This is a genomic window from Pararoseomonas sp. SCSIO 73927 (assembly GCF_037040815.1).
GTDB lineage: Bacteria > Pseudomonadota > Alphaproteobacteria > Acetobacterales > Acetobacteraceae > Roseomonas.
In genome coordinates this window covers 3,186,395-3,205,903 of sequence record NZ_CP146232.1, presented here as the reverse complement: position 1 = coordinate 3,205,903, position 19,509 = coordinate 3,186,395, and the positions used below count along the sequence as shown (strand labels likewise).

The 19,509-nt window shown below is 71.4% G+C and carries 16 protein-coding genes; 7 read left to right on the top strand and 9 right to left on the bottom strand.

Annotation, left to right across the window (positions count from 1 at the left end; all coding sequences use genetic code 11):
- Positions 1 to 11: 11 nt before the first annotated feature.
- On the bottom strand, positions 12 to 1,031 hold the full coding sequence (locus tag VQH23_RS14925; protein ID WP_338661529.1) for a peptidylprolyl isomerase: 1,020 nt from the start codon (positions 1,029 to 1,031) through the stop codon (positions 12 to 14).
- A gap of 280 nt (positions 1,032 to 1,311) precedes the next feature.
- Between VQH23_RS14925 and secA the strand changes: the two genes are divergently transcribed.
- From secA to VQH23_RS14910, 3 genes are all read left to right on the top strand, one after another.
- On the top strand, positions 1,312 to 4,056 hold the full coding sequence (secA, locus tag VQH23_RS14920) for a preprotein translocase subunit SecA (protein WP_338661528.1): 2,745 nt from the start codon (positions 1,312 to 1,314) through the stop codon (positions 4,054 to 4,056).
- Between the two features lie 114 nt (positions 4,057 to 4,170).
- Complete coding sequence (locus VQH23_RS14915; protein ID WP_338661527.1) at positions 4,171 to 5,268, top strand: hypothetical protein; 1,098 nt, start codon at positions 4,171 to 4,173, stop codon at positions 5,266 to 5,268.
- Positions 5,269 to 5,469: 201 nt separating this feature from the next.
- On the top strand, positions 5,470 to 6,477 hold the full coding sequence (locus VQH23_RS14910) for a tripartite tricarboxylate transporter substrate-binding protein (protein WP_338661526.1): 1,008 nt from the start codon (positions 5,470 to 5,472) through the stop codon (positions 6,475 to 6,477).
- Positions 6,478 to 6,508: 31 nt separating this feature from the next.
- Here VQH23_RS14910 and VQH23_RS14905 read toward each other — a convergent pair whose 3' ends face one another.
- The 6 genes from VQH23_RS14905 to VQH23_RS14880 all read right to left on the bottom strand — a co-directional run bounded on the left by VQH23_RS14905 (position 6,509) and on the right by VQH23_RS14880 (position 14,337).
- Complete coding sequence (locus tag VQH23_RS14905; protein ID WP_338661525.1) at positions 6,509 to 8,017, bottom strand: lyase family protein; 1,509 nt, start codon at positions 8,015 to 8,017, stop codon at positions 6,509 to 6,511.
- 92 nt (positions 8,018 to 8,109) lie between these two features.
- Positions 8,110 to 9,090 (bottom strand): tripartite tricarboxylate transporter substrate binding protein, encoded by a 981-nt coding sequence (locus VQH23_RS14900; RefSeq protein WP_338661524.1) that lies wholly within the window; start codon positions 9,088 to 9,090, stop codon positions 8,110 to 8,112.
- A 64-nt stretch (positions 9,091 to 9,154) separates the two neighbouring features.
- A complete protein-coding gene (locus VQH23_RS14895; RefSeq protein WP_338661523.1) occupies positions 9,155 to 10,285 on the bottom strand; it encodes an acyl-CoA dehydrogenase family protein in 1,131 nt (376 codons plus the stop codon).
- A gap of 13 nt (positions 10,286 to 10,298) precedes the next feature.
- Complete coding sequence (locus VQH23_RS14890; protein WP_338661522.1) at positions 10,299 to 11,501, bottom strand: acyl-CoA dehydrogenase family protein; 1,203 nt, start codon at positions 11,499 to 11,501, stop codon at positions 10,299 to 10,301.
- Between the two features lie 11 nt (positions 11,502 to 11,512).
- A complete protein-coding gene (locus VQH23_RS14885) occupies positions 11,513 to 12,691 on the bottom strand; it encodes an acetyl-CoA C-acyltransferase (protein WP_338661521.1) in 1,179 nt (392 codons plus the stop codon).
- Complete coding sequence (locus VQH23_RS14880) at positions 12,688 to 14,337, bottom strand: AMP-binding protein (RefSeq protein ID WP_338661520.1); 1,650 nt, start codon at positions 14,335 to 14,337, stop codon at positions 12,688 to 12,690. Before VQH23_RS14880 ends, VQH23_RS14885 begins: the two co-directional genes overlap by 4 nt.
- A gap of 188 nt (positions 14,338 to 14,525) precedes the next feature.
- Here VQH23_RS14880 and VQH23_RS14875 point away from each other — a divergent pair, with 188 nt between their 5' ends.
- The 4 genes from VQH23_RS14875 to VQH23_RS14860 all read left to right on the top strand — a co-directional run bounded on the left by VQH23_RS14875 (position 14,526) and on the right by VQH23_RS14860 (position 17,519).
- Positions 14,526 to 15,341 (top strand): IclR family transcriptional regulator, encoded by an 816-nt coding sequence (locus VQH23_RS14875; RefSeq protein WP_338661519.1) that lies wholly within the window; start codon positions 14,526 to 14,528, stop codon positions 15,339 to 15,341.
- A 35-nt stretch (positions 15,342 to 15,376) separates the two neighbouring features.
- Complete coding sequence (locus tag VQH23_RS14870; RefSeq protein ID WP_338661518.1) at positions 15,377 to 15,853, top strand: nucleoside deaminase; 477 nt, start codon at positions 15,377 to 15,379, stop codon at positions 15,851 to 15,853.
- A gap of 198 nt (positions 15,854 to 16,051) precedes the next feature.
- A complete protein-coding gene (locus VQH23_RS14865) occupies positions 16,052 to 16,240 on the top strand; it encodes a hypothetical protein (protein WP_338661517.1) in 189 nt (62 codons plus the stop codon).
- Positions 16,241 to 16,358: 118 nt separating this feature from the next.
- Positions 16,359 to 17,519 (top strand): PHB depolymerase family esterase, encoded by a 1,161-nt coding sequence (locus VQH23_RS14860; protein ID WP_338661516.1) that lies wholly within the window; start codon positions 16,359 to 16,361, stop codon positions 17,517 to 17,519.
- On the opposite strand, the gene VQH23_RS14855 is transcribed toward VQH23_RS14860, so the two are convergent.
- Together VQH23_RS14855 and VQH23_RS14850 are read right to left on the bottom strand one after the other, a co-directional pair.
- Positions 17,520 to 18,506, bottom strand: coding sequence for a Gfo/Idh/MocA family oxidoreductase (locus VQH23_RS14855; protein ID WP_338661515.1), 987 nt, complete (start codon positions 18,504 to 18,506; stop codon positions 17,520 to 17,522).
- Positions 18,503 to 19,471, bottom strand: a complete 969-nt coding sequence (locus VQH23_RS14850; protein ID WP_338661514.1) for a zinc-binding dehydrogenase — start codon at positions 19,469 to 19,471, stop codon at positions 18,503 to 18,505. The genes VQH23_RS14855 and VQH23_RS14850 overlap by 4 nt, the downstream gene beginning before the upstream one ends.
- Positions 19,472 to 19,509: the final 38 nt, after the last annotated feature.

The following is a 19,509-nucleotide window of genomic DNA, read 5'->3' as shown; positions in this document are numbered from 1 at the left end:
TCGGTCCTCCCTCAGCGCCGCTGGGCGGGAGCGGCCGCGGGGGGCTGGGCCCCACCCGGGGCGGGAGCAGCGCCCCCCCCCGGTGCCACGCCCGGGGCCGGCGGGGTCGCGCCGTCCAGCAGGCTCGGCGCGCGCTGGGGCGAGCCGTCGAGGTTGAAGCGCTCCACCCGGGCGGCGCTGCGGATGCGCTCCACCGAGGCGTTCACCGCCTCCTCGAAGGCGGCCTGGCGCAGCGCCTCCTGGCTGTCCTCGAAGCTCGCCGCGGGGGCGGTGCGGCGCTCCTCCACCTTGATGACGTGCCAGCCGAAGGGGGTCTGGACCGGGCGCTCGATGATCTGGCCGGGCTGGAGGGCGAAGGCGGCCTCCGCGAATTCCGGGATCATGTCGGACTTCTTGAAGAAGCCGAGATCGCCGCCCTGCTGGGAGCCGGGGCCGGTGGAGAGGCGCCGGGCCACCTCCGCGAAGTCGGCGCCGGGCTTGCGCACCTCGGCCATGGCTGCATTCGCCGCCGCCTCGGTGGGGACGAGGATGTGGCGAGCATGCACCTCCTCCTCGCCCCGGCGGCTGGCGGATTCGCGGGCGTAGCGGGCGCGCAGCGCCTCCTCCGTCAGGGCCGGGGCCACTTCCCGCCGCAGAAGGGCCTGCTGCAGCTCCTGGTCGGTCGCGCGGGCGACGCGGCGTTGCACCTCCGGGTCGTTCTGCAGCCCCTCGGCCCGCGCCTTCGCCACCAGGGCCCTCTGCGCCACCAGCTGGTCCACGATCAGCGGGTAGAGCATGGCGGGCGGGGCGTTCTTCAGCTCGTCCGGCAGCTCCTGCGCGGCCTCCCGCACGTCGGAAAGGCGGATCTCCTGCCCGTCCACGCGGGCGACCACGGGATCCGCCGCCGGTGTGCTCGCAGCGGGGGTAGCCGGGGCGGGAGTGCCCGCAGCGGGGGCGGCCGGGGCGGGGGTGGCCGCAGGCGCCTGTGCCAGGGCCAGCCCCGCGGAGAGGAGCGCCGGAAAGGCGGAGGAGAGGAGAAGAAGGCGGCGCATCGGAGGGGAGCCCCAGGAGAAGGGGGCGCAAGATGGCCGAGCCCTCGCCCCCTCACAAGGCGGGGCCACCCGGACCGCCGGCCCTCTCCAAGCGGATGTGATGGGCTCCCCTTCCGGCGCGGCTCCCCTCCGCCGGGGCTTCGTTGACCGGCCGCCCCCCCTTCCCTATCTCTGCCCCCTGCACGCTGGGCCCTGTCCGGCCCCCGCCCGACCGGCCGCCCCGCGGTCCGCCCGGTGGCGGCCCCGGCCATTCCCCGGCGCCCCGGAGACGCACTGCCCGATGTTCGCCCGCCTTGCCCGCGCCATTCTCGGCACCTCGAACGACCGCGCGCTGAAGGCGTACCGGGCGCGGGTGCCGGCCATCAACGCCCTCGAGCCCCAGATGGCCGCCCTCTCGGACGAGGCGCTGCAGGCCAAGACCCCGGAGTTCCGGGAGCGGCTGGCGAAGGGTGAGAGCCCTGACAGTCTGCTGCCCGAGGCCTTCGCGGTCTGCCGCGAGGCGAGCAAGCGCGTGCTGGGGATGCGGCACTTCGACGTGCAGCTGATCGGCGGCATGGTGCTGCACGAGGGCCGGATCGCCGAGATGAAGACCGGCGAGGGCAAGACCCTGGTGGCCACCCTGCCCGCCTACCTGAACGGCCTGACGGGGAACGGCGTGCACCTGGTGACGGTGAACGACTACCTCGCCACCCGTGACGCCGGCGAGATGGGGCGGCTCTACAACTGGCTGGGCCTGACGGTGGACACCATCGTCTACGGCAAGACGGACAGCCAGCGCCGCGACGCCTACGCCGCCGACATCACCTACGGCACGAACAACGAGTTCGGCTTCGACTACCTGCGCGACAACATGAAGTACTCGCTGGCCGAGATGGTCCAGCGCCCCTTCGCCTACGCGATCGTGGACGAGGTGGACAGCATCCTCATCGACGAGGCGCGGACCCCCCTCATCATCTCCGGCCCCACCGACGACACCTCGGACCTCTACAACCGCGTGAACGCGGTGGTGCAGGTGATCGCGCAGACGCCGGAGAACTTCGAGAAGGACGAGAAGAACCGCACCGTCTCCCTCACCGATGCGGGGAACGAGGCGGTCTCCGCCGCGCTGACGGAAGCGGGGATGCTGGAGGAGGGCGACCTCTACGACTTCCAGAACGTCACTCTCGTGCACCACGTCAACCAGTCGCTGCGCGCCCACACCCTCTTCGCGCGCGACGTGGACTACATCGTCTCCCGCGACGGCAAGATCGTCATCATCGACGAGTTCACGGGCCGCATGATGGAGGGGCGCCGCTACTCCGACGGGCTGCACCAGGCGCTGGAGGCCAAGGAGGGCGTAGAGGTCCAGCCGGAGAACCAGACCCTCGCCTCTATCACCTTCCAGAACTACTTCCGCCTCTACCCCAAGCTCTCCGGCATGACCGGCACGGCCTCCACCGAGGCCGACGAGTTCGCCGAGATCTACAAGCTGGAGGTGGTGGAGATCCCCACCAACCTGCCGGTGGCGCGCGCGGATTCGGACGACGAGGTCTACCGCTCCGCCCGCGAGAAGTACGAGGCGGTGGCGAACCTTGTGAAGGAGGCCCGGGAGCGCGGCCAGCCCTGCCTCGTCGGCACCACGAGCATCGAGAAGTCGGAGCTCATCTCCGCCCTGCTGAAGAACAAGGGCGTGCCCCACCAGGTGCTGAACGCCCGCTACCACGAGTCCGAGGCGGGCATCATCTCGCAGGCCGGGCGCCCGGGCGCGGTGACGATCGCCACCAACATGGCGGGCCGCGGCACCGACATCAAACTCGGCGGCAACGCCGAGATGCTCGCCCGCGCCACCTTCCCCGGCGAGCCGGACGGGCCGGAGTTCGAGGCGCGGCTGGCCGAGATCCGGCGCGAGGTGGAGGGGAGCGCGGCGAAGGTGAAGGAGGCCGGCGGCCTCTTCGTGATCGGCACGGAGCGGCACGAGAGCCGCCGCATCGACAACCAGCTGCGCGGCCGCTCCGGCCGCCAGGGCGACCCGGGCGCGTCCCGCTTCTTCCTCTCCCTGGAAGACGACCTGATGCGCATCTTCGGGTCCGACCGCATGGGCGGGATGCTGGAGAAGCTCGGCCTGAAGGAGGGGGAGGCGATCATCCACCCCTGGATCAACAAGGCCCTGGAGAAGGCGCAGAAGAAGGTCGAGGCGCGCAACTTCGACACGCGCAAGAACCTGCTGAAGTACGACGACGTAATGAACGACCAGCGCAAGGAGGTCTATGCCCAGCGCAAGTCCTTCATGCACGCGGCGGACGTTGCGGAGACCGTGGCGGAGATGCGCCGCGAGGTGATCGAGGACATGGTGGCCGCCGCCATTCCCGAGAACGCCTACGCGGAGCAGTGGGACACGGAGGGGCTGCAATCCAAGGTGCTGGACATCCTCGGCCTGGACCTGCCGATCGTGGAGTGGGGCCGCGAGGAGGGGATCGACGAGAGCGGCATCCGCGAGCGCCTGCTGGAGGCTGCCGACACCTCCTACGCCGCCCGCGCCGCCAATATCGGGCCGGAGCGGATGCGGGAGGTGGAGAAGTCCCTCCTGCTGATGGTCTTCGACAAGGTGTGGAAGGACCACCTCCTCTCGCTGGACCACCTGCGCCAGGGCATCGGGCTGCGCGCCTACGGCCAGCGCGATCCGCTGAACGAGTACAAGTCCGAGGCCTTCAACCTGTTCAACGCCATGCTCGGCGAGATGCGCGAGGAGACGACGCGCTGGCTAATGCAGGTGAACCTCACGCCCGACGCGCCCCTGCCCTCCCCCGAACCGGTGAGCTTCACCGACCTGCGCCACCCCGCGCCGGAATCGGGCGACCCGCTGCTGGGCTACGACGAGACGGCGAGCGAGTACGGCGCCGCCGCCCCGGTGACGGCGCGGGCCTCCCTGCCCTCCGCTGAAGGGGTGGACCCGGAAGATCCCTCCACCTGGGACCGCACCCCGCGGAACGCCCCTTGCCCCTGCGGGTCCGGCCGCAAGTACAAGCACTGCCACGGCCGCGGTTGAACGGCGGCGCTCCCGGCTCGCGCGGCGGTGTTCCGCCGCGCCCTGCGGGACAACCCGGATAATTGACGCCCGGGAGGTCTCCGGGCATGACGGTGCGACACATTCCAGCAAGCCATGACGCGCAGCAGAATTGAGGTCCACGCCGCGGCGGAGGACCGGAGCGGCCCGCTCTCACTCGTCCTCACCGTGCGCTCCTCCGCCGAGTGGTCCGGCCGCCGGCTGTCCCTGACCCTCGGCGGGCGCGAGCTGGCCTTCATGCCCCTCGACGACGGCACCCAGCTGCACGTGGCGCTCGACGTGACGGCGCTCTGGGGCCGGGAGGACTACAGCGTCGGGCTCTGGGACGAGGCGGGGAACGACTTCTCGGGCGCGGCGGAATGGGTGCTGAGCGGCCCCTTCTTCGAGGCGATGCGCGTCACGCCCGACGAGTTCCTGGACAAGGTGCAGCTGCACCACTCCCGCTTCGAATCCGGGCACCTGCTGGAGCTGGCGGCGCACGGCTTCTACCTCCGCCACCCGGAGGCGGAGTTCGTGCTGCGCGGGGCCGCCCTCACGATCCTCAGCCACCGCTACCTGGAGAAGCCGCCGGACTCGCTGAAGCCGCAGGAGGCGGCGCGGGTGGGCTGGCTGCTCGGCCAGGCCGGGCCGGTGGTGGCGGAGGGCGCGGCCCTCGTCGGGGCCGCGGAGGCGGAGGACCGGCGCGTGGACTGGCGCCACGTGCGCTGGACCGTCTCGCTCGCTACCGTGGCCGCGCACCTGTCGCTCTACGACGAGAACTACCCTCAGGCCCTCCTCTTCTTCGGGATGGCGACGCGGCACACGCACCTCGTGCACTACGCGAAGGTCTCCGCGCTGAACCTCGTGATCTGCGCCTTCGCGGAGGGCGTGATCGCCCACCTGCTCGATCAGCCCGACCAGGCGCGGGCGGCCCTGGTCCGCGGGGTGGAGGCGGTGAAGCCGATCGTGCAGGCGCAGAACCTGATGGAGAATGTCTGGGTCCTGGGCGATCTGCAGAACGTGCTGCGCGCCTCCCGCCAGTGCTACATCGCGCTGCTGCGCCTCGGGCTGATCCCGCTCCGGACCTCGCCGCCAATGATCGATGCCTCCATGCAGATCGAGCTCGGCGAGGTGCGGAGCCCGCTGCAGCGGATCGTAATGGCGGAGTGCGTGCCGTCCCTGGCCGCGCACCTGGCCCGCCACGGCGGGATCTGAGACGGGATCAGACGCTTTCTGCTGGCCCGCGTCCGGGGACTGAGCATCGCCCGCCTCTATCGGGGGCACAACGCCCCTTTCCTGACCAGCAGCTGCCAGATACGGCGCGATACCCGGCAGGAGCGGCCGAAAGCCCGGCTACCGGGGCCCGTGGCGATCGCCTATGACGGAGTCGCAATCAGACGCGCCGAGGAGTCCGACATGCTCCGCAGAACCGCCCTTCGACTGACGGCCCTCCGACTGGCCGCGCTGGCCGCCCTGGCCCTGCCCGCGGCGGCCGACGCGCAGGAGGCGCCCTGGCCCAACCGGCCGATCACCATCATGGGCGGCTTCCCCAACGGTTCCGGCGTGGACATCTACGCCCGCAAGCTCGCCGAGCCGCTCTCCCAGGCGCTCGGCGTGCCCGTGGTGGTGGACAACCGCACGGGGGCGGGCGGCAACATCGCCAGCGAGCACGTCGCCCGCGCGCGGCCGGACGGCTACACCTTCCTTCTCGCCACCGCCGGCACCCACGCGATCAACGCCACGCTCTACAGCCGCCTGCCCTTCGACCCGCTGAACGACGTGACGCACATCGCGCTGCTGGGCGACGTGCCGAACGTGCTGCTGGTCAGCCCGCAGCACTCCCCGAACATCCGGACCTGCCGGGACCTGATCGAGGCCGCGAAGGCGAGGCCGGGGGCGCTGGCCTATGCCTCCACCGGCAACGGCGCCTCCACCCACCTGGGCGGGGTGCAGTTCTCGCTGGCGGCGGGGATCGACACGCTGCACGTCCCCTATCGCGGCCAGGGGCCGGCCATGGTCTCCCTGCTGGCCGGGGAAACGGCCTTCTTCTTCAACCAGAGCGGGCCGAGCATCGGGGCGATCGGCCAGGGCCAGGCGCGCGGCCTGGCCGTCAGCACCCGCACGCGCCTGCCGCCCCTGCCGGACGTGCCGACGGCGGAGGAGGCCTGCGGCCTGCCGGGCTTCGAGAGCACCACTTGGTACGGCCTTCTGGCCCCGCCCCACCTGCCGGCGCCAATTCAGGCCCGCATGGCGCAGGAGGTGGCGAAGATCATCTCCCAGCCGGACTTCGTGACCTGGCTAACGGACAATCAGGGCATCTCACCACCTAGCGATCCCAGCCCCGCCAATTTCCGCCGTGTGCAGGAGCGGGATATCGGACGCTGGGCCGAGATCGTGCGCCGCTCCGGCGCGAAGGTGGACTGAGGCGCCGCCGGAAGGGCGGCGCCCTTCCGGCCTATCGCGCGCGGGCCAGGAGGCGGCCGAAGTCGCCGTCCAACGAGGCCAGCGCGCCGTCGATCCGGCCGCGCTGGGCCCGGATCCACTCCTCCTGCTCCGCCAGCGTCCGGTTCGCCGCCGCCACCATCCGCGTCATCTCCGCGGGCTGCGGGCCGCCGGCGGTGGCGCGGTTGCGGATGATCGCCACGGGGTCGAGGGTGGAGCGGAACTCCTCCTCGCTCATCGGCAGTTCGCCGCCCTCCACCTTCATCTCGCGGAGCGTGTCCGCGTAGATCCTCCGCGCCTCGGCGTAGGGGAAATCGGTCGGGCGGATCTCGTGCTCCTTGGCGTAGTCCACGATCTCGGAGGCGAAGTGGTGGCCGACGCGGAAGGGCAGCCGGTACTTCCGCATCAGCACGTCCGCCACCTCCTGGGAGGCCGTCCAGTCGCTGTTCAGCTCCTCCAGCGCGCGCTCCGGGCTGATGACCATGGCGTTCAGGATGCGGTCCCAGTTCTCCAGCACGCGGATCGCGCCGGCGATGACGGCGGCGTTGTCCCTCGGGCTCTTCGGGTCGCTCATCCCCGGCGGGATGTTGTGGGCCTGGATGGCGCGGCCGATGCCGAGCGTTACGACGCGCGACGCCTCCGCCCGCGTGTCGTTCAGCAGGCCGGGGTTGCGCTTCTGCGGCATGGCGGAGGAGACGTAGGTGTTGCCCCCGCCCTCCTGCAGCAGGATCCAGGGACGGGACTGCGCGTACTGCGTCATCACGTCCTCGACGAAGGCGCCGGCATGGATGGCGATGCCCGTCGCCAGCGCGCCCAACTCCACCGGCATCTCGGCGGCCGTGATCTGCGCGGCATCGTAGGCATTGTCCACCGTAGCGGGGAAGCCGAGGTAGCGCGCCATGCGGTCGCGGTTCAGCGGCCAGCTCGTGCCGTTCAGCACGGTGGTGCCCATGGGGGAGCGGTCCACGCGCGCGAAGGCCTCGCGCAGGCGCTGCGCGTCGCGCTCCAGCCCTGCCACATGGCCCAGGAGGTAGTGGCCGTAGCTGTTCGGCTGGGCGGCCACGCCGTTGGTGTAGTTCGGCACCACCGTGCCCGCGTGGCGCTCCGCCAGGCGGGTCATGGTGGCCGTGGTCTTCCGCAGTTGCTCCGCCAGGCGCAGCAGGTCCTCCCGCATCATCGCCGCGCGAACGGTGGAGAGCATGTCCTGGCTGGACCGGCCGGCGTGCAGCAGCGTCGCCTCGACGCCCGCGGCGTCGATCAGCAGCGGCTCGAAGGTGATGACGAGGTTGGGGCGCCGGCCGTTCGGTGCGTCACCGGCGCGCAGCACCTGGTCCAGCCCGGCGGCAATGCGTGGCGCGACGGCGGGGTCGAGAAGACCCTCTTCCGAGTTGATGACGGCGCTGGCCTTGTTGATCTCGCCCAGCCAGTAGAAGTCGTCCCGCCGCGACGCCTGCTGCGCCAGGGCGGGAAAGGCGACGGCACACATCAGCAGCGCTCCGGCACAGAATTTCGCGACGGGCATGATCCCCTCCCGGGTCGTTTGCCCGGGAGGCTGCTCCTGAAAACCGGGGCTGGCAAACCCCTCGCGGGCCGCTCCGCGAGGGGTTGGTGGCGTCAGCTCGCCTTCAGGCCGAGGCGGCGGATCATCGCGCCGTCCTCCTCGTACTGCTTGCGCGCGGCGGCCGTGTAGTCGGCGCTGCCGAGGAAGGCGGGCGCCATGTCGTACTTCTCCAGCAGCGCGGTGTGCACGGGATCCTGCGCCGCCTCGCGCAGCGCCGACTCCAGCGCCTGCACCACCGCCGGCTCCATCCCCGCTGGGCCGCCGATGCCATAGGGCGAGGTGGAGACGATGTCGATGCCCAGCTCCTTCAGCGTCGGAACCTCCGGGAAGCGCTTCGCGCGCTCGCCGCTCCACACGCAAAGCAGGCGGAACTGGCCGGACAGCACCAGCTCCGACCAGGCGCTCGTCTCCGCGCAGACCTGGGTGTTGCCGGCGAGAAGCGACTGCATGTTCTCGGAGGCACCGCGGAAGGGCACCTGCGTCCACTCGATCCCCTGCTGCGACGCGATCTGCTCCATCGTGATGTGCAGCGAGGTGCCGGAGCCGGGGGTGCCGTAGTTGATCTTGCCGGGATTGGCCTTGGCGTAGGCCAGCAGCTCCCTGAAGTCCTTCCACGGCGCATCCGCCTTCACCGCCACGCCGAAGAGGTAGCCGGTGACCTGCGCGATGTAGGTCAGGTCCTTCATCGGGTCGAAGGGCGGGCGCGCGACCATCTGCGGGTAGCGGAAGATGGAGATGGGCGTCTGGGTGAGGATGTAGCCGTCCGGCCGAGAGGTGGAGACGAGCTGCGCGCCGAGGATCCCGCCGGCACCGGAGCGGTTCTCCGGGATCACCGGCTGGCCGAGGCGCCTGGATGCCTGCTCCGACAGCGCGCGCATCAGGATGTCGCTGGCACCGCCGGGCGACCAGGGCACGACCATGCGGATAGGCTTGTCGGGGAACCGCCCCTGCGAGAGGGCCGGCCGCGCCAGCGCCGCCGCGCCCGCGCCGAGGCCGAGCAGGAGGGCGCCGCGGCGCGGCATGGTGGTGGTCATGGATCCGTTCTCTCCGTCTGTCCGGCCGTTCGGCCTGTCGTTCCGATGGGGGCTGGAGGGGTCCTCAGACCTCCTCCAGCAGCCCGCCTTCCTGCATCACGGCGCGGAGGTGGTGATCCGTATCGCCGAAGATCATGTCGTTGGTGGTCAGGCGCTTGAAATAGTGGCCCGCCTTGTACTCCCAGGTCATGGCGATGCCGCCATGGAGCTGGATCGCCTCCTGCCCGACCTGCCGACCGGAGCGGTTCACCTGCGCCTTCGCCGCGGCCAGGGCCGGGCGCCGCGTGAGGAGGTCCGTCTCCTCGGCCATCATGGCCGCGTAGACCGCCATGGAGCGCGCCTGCTCCACCGCCACCAGCATGTCCGCCGCGCGGTGCTGCAGGGCCTGGAAGGAGGCGATGGGCACGCCGAACTGCTGGCGCGTCTTCAGGTAGTCCACCGTCACGCGGTGCAGCTCCTCCATGGCACCGAGGCTGTCGGCGCAGAGGGCGGCCAGCGCCACGTCCACCACGTGGCCGGCCAGCGGCAGCCCGCCATCCACCTCGCCCAGCACGCGATCGGCGGGCACGCGCACGCCGTCGAAGGCGATCTCCGCCACGCGCGTGCCGTCCTGCGCGGCGCTGCCGCGGCGGGTGACGCCCGGCGCCTCCGCATCGACGAGGAAGAGGGTGATGCCGTCATGGTCGCGCCGGCCGCCGGCCGTGCGGGCAGTGACCACCAGAAGCCCGGCATCGTCGCCGCCCAGCACCACGCCCTTGCGGCCATCCAGCACGAAGTCGCCGCCGTCCCGCTTTGCGGTTGTGGAGACATCGTAGAGGTCGTAGCGCGAGCCCTTCTCCAGCTGCGCGAAAGCCATCTTGAGGGAGCCCTCCGCGACCTGCGGGATGAACTCCGCCTTCTGCGCGGCATTGCCGCCCAGCCGCAGGAAGCCGCCGCCCAGCACCACGCTGGAGAGATAGGGCGCGGTGATCAGGCCGCGGCCCAACGCCTCCATCACGATCATCGTCTCGACGGGGCCGCCGCCAATGCCGCCATCCTCCTCCGGGAAGGGCAGCGCCAGCACGCCCAGCTCCGCCAGCTGCGGCCAGAGGTCCGGCGCCGTGCCGTGCGCGGCCGGATCGCGCGCATTGTCCGCGGCGAAGCGGTCGATGCTCTCCTTGAGGAGGCGCTGTTCCTCGGTCAGGTCGAAGTCCACGTTCCGCTACCCCTCAGAGACCCAGGAAGGCTTTGGCGATGATGTTGCGCTGGATCTCGTTGGAGCCGCCGTAGATCGAGACCTTGCGGTAGTTAAAGTAGAGCGGCGCCGCCGCATCCGCCCATTCCGGCGAGACGGCGGGCTCGTTCCAGCCCTCCGGCTGCTCATGGTCCGGCGCGGGGATGGCGTAGGGGCCGGCGACCTCCAGCAGCAGTTCCGTGGTCAGCTGCTGCAGTTCCGATCCCTTGATCTTCAGGATGGAGGAGGCCGGGTCCGGCTTGTCCGCGTCGCGCTTGGTCTGGTTGGCGACCACCCGCATCTGAGTGATCTCCAGCGCCTTCAGCCCCACCTCGATCTCCGCCACGCGGCGGCGGAAATCCGTGTCCTCCCACAGGGTGCGGCCACCGGCCTCCGTCTCCTTCGCCAGCCGCTTGGCGCGGGCCAGGCGCTGCTTGGAGAGGCCAATGCGGGCGATGCCCGTGCGCTCATTCGCCAGCAGGAACTTGGCGTAGTCCCAGCCCTTGTTCTCCTCGCCGACCAGGTTCTCCTCGGGAACCTCCACCTCGTCGAAGAAGACCTCGTTCACCTCGTGCGCGCCGTCGATGGTGATCACGGGGCGCACGGTGATGCCGGGGGACTTCATGTCGATCAGCAGGAAGGAGATGCCCTTCTGCTTCTTCGCGGTCTTGTCCGTGCGGGCCAGGCAAAAGATCCAGTCCGCGTGCTGGCCCAGCGTCGTCCAGGCCTTCTGGCCGGAGACGATGTACTTCCCGTCCCGCTTCTCCGCCGTGGTGCGGAGGGAGGCGAGGTCGGAACCGGCGCCCGGCTCGGAGAAGCCCTGGCACCACCAGATATCCACGTTCGCGGTGGCCGGCAGGAACTTCCGCTTCTGCTCCTCGGAGCCGAAGGTGGCGATCACCGGGCCGACCATGAAGACGTTGAACTGCAGCGGCAGCGGCACGGCGGCGCGCTGCAGCTCCTCCGTGAAGATGTAGCGCTGGACGGGGGTCCAGTCCTTGCCGCCCCAGGCCACCGGCCAGTTCGGCGTGGCCAGCCCGGCCTCGTTCAGGATGCGCTGGGAGGTGACGATGTCCTCCTTGTCGAGGTGGCGCCCCTCCGCGACCTTCTTGCGGATCTCGGCGGGCACCTTCTCGCGGAAGAAGCGGCGGAGGTCGTCGCGGAACGCGATCTCCTCTGGGGTGAAGCGCAGGTCCATTCCGGCTCTCCTTACGCAATCTCGATGAGGCCGGCGGCGCCCTGGCCACCGGCGACGCACATGGTCACCACCGCATACCTGGCCCCGCGCCGGCGCCCTTCCAGCACCGCGTGGCCCACCAGCCGCGCGCCGCTCATCCCGAAGGGGTGGCCGACGGAGATGGCGCCGCCGTTCACGTTCACCTTCTCCGGATCGATGCCCAGCTTGTCCCGGCAGTAGATGGACTGGGAGGCGAAGGCCTCGTTCAGCTCCCACAGGTCGATGTCATCCACCGTCAGCCCGTGGCGCTGCAGCAGGCGCGGCACGGCGAAGACCGGGCCGATGCCCATCTCCTCCGGCTCGCAGCCGGCTGTGGCGTAGCCGCGGAAGATCGCGAGCGGGGCCAGGCCGCGCCGCGCCGCCTCCTCGGCGGACATGAGCACGGAGGCGCTGGCGCCATCCGAGAGCTGGCTGGCATTGCCGGCGGTGACGAACTTGCCCTCCTTCACCGGCTTCAGCTTCAGCAGCCCCTCCAGCGAGGTGTCGGGACGGTTTCCCTCATCCTTGGAGAGGGTGATCGTCTCCTCCCGCACCTCGCCCGTGGCCTTGTCCGTCACCCTCATGGTGGCGGTCATCGGCACGATCTCGTCGTCGAAGCGGCGGGCCTGCTGGGCGGCGGCGGTGCGGCGCTGGCTCTCCAGCGAGAACTCGTCCTGCGCCTGGCGGGAGATGCCGTAGCGCTCCGCCACCAGGTCCGCCGTGTCGATCATCGCGTCGTAGATGGAGGGCTTGTTCGCCTCCAGCCAGGCGTTCCGGTAGTGGTTCCGGTTCACCGTGGGCTGGACCAGGGAGATGGATTCCACCCCGCCCGCCAGTGCCACCGGCACCTTGTCCACGATGATGCGCTTCGCCGCCGCGGCGATCGCCTCGAGGCCGGAGGCGCAGAAGCGGCTGACCGTCTGGCCGGAGGAGGAGACGGGAATGCCGGAGCGGATCGCGGAGTGGCGGGCGATGTTGCCGCCCGTCGCACCCTCCGGGTAGCCGCAGCCGAGGATCACCTCCTCCACCGCGTCCCGCTCCAGCCCGATGCGGTCCATGGCGGCGACCATGGCGTGGGATGCCATCTCCGCGCCGTGGGTGTTGTTGAAGGCGCCGCGATGCGCCTTGCCGATCGGCGTGCGCGCGGTGGAGACGATGACGGCGTCGGTCATGCGTTGGTTCCCTGGTTCTCTCGGGCCTGCTCCTCGGCGACAAGGGCGCTGGCCATCAGTTTTCCGGCGGGGGTTCGGGGAAGGCTCTCGCGCAGTTCCAGCGCCACGGGCATCTCGTGCCGCCCCACGCGGTCGCGCAGGAAGGCCTTCAGCGCGTCCAGAGTCAGTTCCCGCGCGCCGGGGCGCAGGGTGACGAAGGCTTTGGCGGACTGTCCGCGATAGGCGTCGGGGATGCCGATTACGATGCACTCCGTCACGTCCGGGTGCTCGTAGATCGCGCTCTCCACCGCAGCGGGGTACACGTTGAAGCCGCCGGAGATGATCATGTTCTTCCGCCGGTCCATGAGGAAGAAGACGCCGTTCTCCTCCATCCGGCCGATATCGCCGGTGAGGAACCAGCCATCCACGAAGGCGGCCCGCGTCTCCTCCGGCTTGTTCCAGTACCCCACGAAGACATTGGGGCCGCGGATCGCCATCTCCCCCGCCTCGCCGGGCGGCATCTCGCGGGCGGGATCCTCCAGCGCCACGATCCGCATATCCACGCCCGGCAGCGGCACGCCGATGATGCCCGGGCGCGGCGTGACGGAGGCGGGCACGCGCGTGCCGGCGGGCGCGGTCTCCGTCATGCCCCAGCCGATCCGCAGCGGGCGGCCCAGGAGTCCCTCCACCCGCGCCGCCACGTCGAAGGGCAGCGGCGCGCCGCCCGAGACGCAGGCGCGGAGGGAGGAGAGGTCGAAGGTGGCGGCGCCGGGGTGGTTCAGCAGCGCGATCCAGATCGTCGGCACGCCGGATAGGCAGGTCACGCGCAGCGTCTCGATGTCGCGCAGCACCGCCTCCGCCTCGAAGCGCGGGCGCAGCAGCACCTCGTTCCCGTCCGCCAGGTGGCGCAGCAGCACGGAGGTGAGCGCGTAGATGTGGAACAGCGGCAGCACGGCCAGCACCCGCTGCTCGCCCGGTACCAGCACGTCCGCATCGTGCCAGTTGCGGTAGATGGAGACGGCAGCGGTCAGGTTGCCGTGCGTCAGCATGGCACCTTTCGGCATGCCCGTGGTGCCGCCCGTGTACTGCAGCAGCGCCACGTCGTCCGGCGAGACAGCGGGCCACGCCGCGGGGGGCTCTGCCATGACGGAGGAGAGCGGGACGGCGCGCGGATCACCCGCTCCCTCCTCCCCGCCCCAGGCTGCGTCCTCACCGAGCAGCAGCCGGTCCACGACGCCGGATTCCAGCAGCTCCAGCGCCGGCGGCAGCAGGTTCGGCAGGTCCGTGCCGATCACCACCCGCGCCCCGCTATCCGTCAGCTTGTGGTGCAGCACGCGGCGGGCATCGAGCGGACTGAGGTGCACCACTCGTGCCCCGATCCGTGTCAGCGCGAGAAAGCAGATGGGGTGCCAGGGCGTGTTCGGCAGCAGCAGCCCCACCGCCTGGCCGGGCGCGATCCCAAGGGCCAGCAGCCCCGCCGCCAGCCGATCCGCGGCGTGCTTCAGCGCGGCGTAGGTGATGCGCCGCCCGCGATACTCCAGCGCGGGCCGATCCGCCCAGCGCTCCGCCATCCCGTCCAGCAGGGAGCCGAGCGTGCCGATCTCGAGCGGCGCGTCCCAGCGCGCTCCCGGCGGGTACACAGCCTCCCACGGGCGGGCGGACGTCACGCGCCGCCGCTCCAAGCCATCCCGAACGCCGATCGAACCGGCCGCATCCCGCTTCCTCTCCGGCTTTTTGCACTATCTATTTCCGCAATGCGAAAATATGTTCTGCCGTCTTGGTGATTAGGTATCGGAAGCCCCGCCGCACGGTCAAGCGCCAGGGATTGAGGAAGCCGGGGGTTGAGGAAACGGTGATGCGGAAACGCCGCGCGGCGGAGGATCTGGACGACCTGGCCGAGGACCGGCAGTTCGTGGCCGCCATCGCTCGCGGTTTCGACATTCTCCACGCCTTTCGGGCGGAGGACCCGATCCTCGGCAACCAGGAGCTGGCGGAGCGCACCGGGCTGCCGCGCGCCACCGTCTCCCGCCTCTCCCACACCCTCACGCGGCTGGGTTACCTCACCTACCTGCCGCGCTACGGCAAGTACCAGCTCGGCCTCGGCGCCGTGCCGCTCGGTCACCTTGCCCTCGCCAACATGGCCATCCGCCGCCTGGCCGCCCCGCTGATGCGGCGGCTGGCGGAGGAGACGGACGCCTCCGTCTCGCTCGGCCACCGGCACGGGCTCTCCATGCTCTACGTGGAGCACATCTCCCCGCGCACGGCCGTGGCGCTGCAGCTGGAGGTGGGCTCGCGCATCCCCATCGCCGTCACCGCCATGGGCCGCGCCTACTACGCCGCGGCCGGGGCGGCGGAGCGCGCGGAGATTGAGGCGGCGCTGGAGCCGCGGCTGGGCGCCGAGTGGCCGCGCACGCGCGACGGGCTGCACGAGGCGGCGGCGATGCACGCCTCCCACGGCTTCGCCCTCTCGCCGGGCGATTGGAACGCGCGGGTGCACGCGGCCGGCGCCGCCATTCCCCTGCCGGACGGCACGGTCCTCGCCATGAACTGCGGCGCCCCGGCCTTCATGCTGCCGCCGGAGCGGCTGGTGGCGGAGATCGGGCCGCGCGTGGCCGCCGTGGCACGGCGCGTGGAATCCCTCTCGGGCGGGGGCAGCAGCCGGGCGGATTGACCCGCACCCGGCCCAGCCCCGCACAGGAGGCCCGGATGCCCGAACCCGACCACGCAACGTTCCTGCGCGGCGCCTACGAGGTGGCGCGGCGTGCCCGGGCCCGCGGAAATCACCCCTTCGGCGCCACGCTGGTGGACGGCGACGGGCGCGTGCTGATGGAGCAGGAGAACGCCTACCACCCCGACCACGACATGACCGGCCACGCGGAACGCGTGCTGATGACCCGCGCCAGCAAGGCTTTCCGCCCCGCCGAGCTGCGAAGCTGCACCCTCTACAGCTCCGCCGAGCCCTGCGCGATGTGCGCCGGGGCCGCCTACTGGGCTGGGGTGGGCCGCGTGGTCTACGGCCTGTCGGAGGCGCGGCTGAAGAGGATCACGGGCGAGCACCCGGAGAACCCGACGCTGGACCTGCCCTGCCGGACCGTCCTCGCCGCCGGCCAGCGGGCCGTGGAGGTGATCGGGCCGCTGCTGGAGGAGGAGGGCGCGGCCCTGCACGAGGGCGCCTGGGGCTGACCATTCCGATTGACGCGGAGGGCCGGGCACCCCATTTCACGTTGGTCAAACTCGTCAGCCTCCGCCTGCTCTTCCGCGCCCCCGAGCGCGGAGGCTCCCGCCCGGCTCCTCTCGATGCTTGATCCGCCCGCGCCGCCGCACGGGCGGCGTCCGCACGGCCCCGCCGCCCCGGGCCGCGCCAAGTCGCGGAACACCGCCATGTCGCAGACCAAGCCCAAGCCCGCCCCCACGCCGGAGGAGACCGAGGCGCTGGAGGAGACCATCGCCTACCTCGCGAAGCGCCACCGGGTCTCCCAGGCCATCGTGCGGGAGATCGCCCGCAAGCTGGGTTCCTCCGAGCGCACGGCCATCGAGCGCGAGATCGCCCGCGGCAAGTCCCGCCGCTAGCCTTCCGGCCGCGATCGCGACGCGGCCTTACATCGGCGGCCCCTCGACCCAATCTCGTGCTGCACCGCAGCATGACGACGCCTTCGCCAGGGCTGGACGGTTCGAAGGGGCAGCTGCCATGAACAATCGCCTGGATCTCGCGGCGCTGATCCGTTGGCAGAACGCCCGCCAGCGGGCCACCGCCGCGGCCGGCCACGGTGACGAAGGGGGGTTGGAGGAAGTCTCGGGCTTCGGGACCAATCCCGGGGCACTCCGCATGCTGGCCCATTTGCCGGAAGGATTGCCCGCAGGCGCACCCCTTGTGGTGGCCCTGCACGGTTGCACCCAGTCGGCTGCCGGCTACGACCGTGGCTGCGGCTGGTCTGCCATGGCGGACAGCCTGGGCTTCGCGCTGCTGCTACCGGAGCAGCAGCGGGCCAACAACTCCCACCTCTGCTTCAACTGGTTCGAGGCGGGCGACACGGCCCGCGACGCGGGCGAGGTGCTGTCCATCCGGCAGGCCATCGATCACCTGGTCCGGACGCACGCGCTGGACCCCCGCCGCGTCTTCATCACCGGCCTCTCCGCCGGGGGCGCCATGACGGCCGCCATGCTCGCGGCTTATCCCGAGGTCTTCGCGGGCGGTGCGATCATCGCTGGCCTGCCCCATGGCAGCGCCTTGGGCGTGAGCGAGGCGCTGCGCGTCATGGCCCGCCCGCAATCTCTCTCCGCCGCCTCGCGCGGCGGATCGGTGCGGATGGCCAGCGGACACAAGGGCCCCTGGCCGCGCGTCTCCATCTGGCACGGCGAGGCAGACCACACGGTCCATCCCGACAATGCCGAGGAGAGCGCGAAGCAGTGGCTGTTCCTGCACGGCCTGGCGGATGCGCCGGCGGCGGAGGAGCGGAACGGCGGCCACCTGCGGCGCCGCTGGACCGGGCCGGACGGGACGGCCCGCGTGGAGTTGCACCGGATCGCCGGCATGGCGCACGGCGTGCCGCTGGCCCCTGGCGAGGGCGACGGCAGGTGCGGCGAGGCCGGTGCCTTCCTGCTGGATGTCGGGGTCTCCTCCACCCACGGCGCCCTGGCCTTCTGGGGGCTGGAGGAGGAGCGCGCGATGCAGGCCGCATCCCGGCCCGCGCCGCGCCCGGCGCCGGAACCCGCCCGGGCCGCCGCCTCCACATTCCCGGGCATGTTCCCTGGCATGCTTCCTGGCACGTCCTCGGGCCCTGCCTCGGCCGGCGCCATGGACCCGGGCGCGACGATCAACCGGGCGCTGAAGGCGGCCGGGCTGCTCTGATCAGCGGCCGTAGATGCCGTCCAGCACCTCGGCCACGGTAACCAGCCCTTCGGCGGCGGGATCGAACCCCTCCCCCGCCGCTAGGCGCCCCGCCCAGTCCGCCGCGGCGCGGCCGCCCCACTCGTCGGGCGGCCCCGCCAGCGTGTCGCGGGCGGTGCCGCGGAAGCGCTCGGCGGTGAAGTCGTAGAAGGAGCCGTTCACGTTCCGCAGCGCGGCGCCTCCGCCCGTGCCGTGGAACTCCGCGGCGATCACCGCGTCCTGCCCCGCGCTCAGGTTCCAGGAGCAGGCGAGGCGCAGCACCGCGCCCGTCTCCAGCCCGATGGTCGCGACCGCATAGTCCTCCACCCGGTCCGTGCGCCCCGCCAGCGGCTCGCCACCCGCGAAGAGGGCGCCCGAGACGGAGGTGACCTTCGGGAAGTCCAACAGCCAGAGCGCCAGGTCCACGAGGTGGACGCCGAGATCCATCACGCAGCCACCGCCCGAGAGCTTCGGATCGCGGAACCACGGCTTGTCCGGGCCGTAGGCGTTGTGGAAGACGAGATCGGCCGCGTAGATCCGGCCCAGCTCGCCGCTCGCCGCCAGGTCCCGGATGCGGCGCATCCCCTCCGTGAAGCGGTAGGAGAGATCGACGCCCAGCAGCCGGTCGGCGGCGCGCGCGGCATCGACCGCGGCGCGCACCTCCTCCGCCGTGCGGCCGAGCGGCTTCTGGCAGAACACCGCCGCGCCTGCCCGCAGGGCCTGGATCGTTTGGGCTGCGTGCAGGGCGCTGGGAGTGGCGATCACCACACCGTCCAGCCCGAGCGACAGCATCTCATCCAGGCCGGAGACGATCCTGGCGCCCGGCGCCAGCTTCCCCGCCTCCGCCACCATCTCCGGCGAGGGATCGGCGATTGCGGCCGCCTCCACCGCGCCGGTCTCGAGGATGGCGGCCATCCGGTGCCGGCCGATCCAGCCGACGCCGAGAAAACCCAGGCGCGGCTTGTTCATGCGAAGCGCACCACCGCCTTGAGAAAGCCGTCCGGCCGGTCGCGCGTGTCGTTCAGCGCGGCGTCCAGGCGCTCCAAAGGATAGTCGTGGGTGAAGAGCGGATTGGGATCGAAGACCCCGGCCCCGATCGCCGCCACCGCGTCGCGGATACCCTGTACGTAGACCTTCGGGTCGCGCTCATGCGCGTTGATCACGTCCAGGCCGCGCCAATTCCACAGCCACATGTTCACCTGCCGCGGCCCGTCCTGGTGGTAGCCCGCCACGATCAGCCGCCCGCGCTCCTTGCAGAGCTCCGCGGCCAGATCGAGCGGCCACTGCTTGCCCACCGCCTCGATCACCACGTCGCAGAAAGTGCCGCCCGTCAGCTCCTTCACGCGTCCGATGATGCCGTTGTGGTCCTCCATCGGGATCGTCTCGACCGCGCCCATGTCGCGCGCGAGGTCCAGCGAGAAGGGCCGGCGGGAGATGGCGATGACGCGGGCGCCGGCATTGGTGGCCAGCCGCGTGAGGATGGCGCCGAGGAAGCCGATGCCGATGATCGCGACCGTCTGCCCCGCCTCGATCCCGCTGCGGCGGAAGATGTTCATGGCGCAGCCCAGCGGCTCACCGGGGAAGGGCTGGCCGGCCATTCCCTCCGGCAGCGGCACCACGTTCACCGCGTCGGCGATGTCGTACTCCGCATAGCCGCGATAGGTCAGCGCCGCGACGCGCTGGCCGATGGAGAGGCCCTGCACCCCCTCCCCCAGCGCGTCCACCGTGCCCCAGGCCTCGTGGCCAAGGTCACCCGGCTCGGTCGGGAACTTCATCCAGTCCGGGCCGGACCAGGGGGTGAGGTTGGAGGCGCAGACCCCGCAGCCCTCCAGCCGCAGCCGCACCTGCCCGGCCCCGGGCTCCGGGCGTGACACCCTCTGCACCTCGACCTTGCCGGGTCCGGTCAGGACCGCGGCGCGCATCGTCTCGCTCATCGGGATGATCCTGGCGCACCGTGGCAACCCGCCCGCGG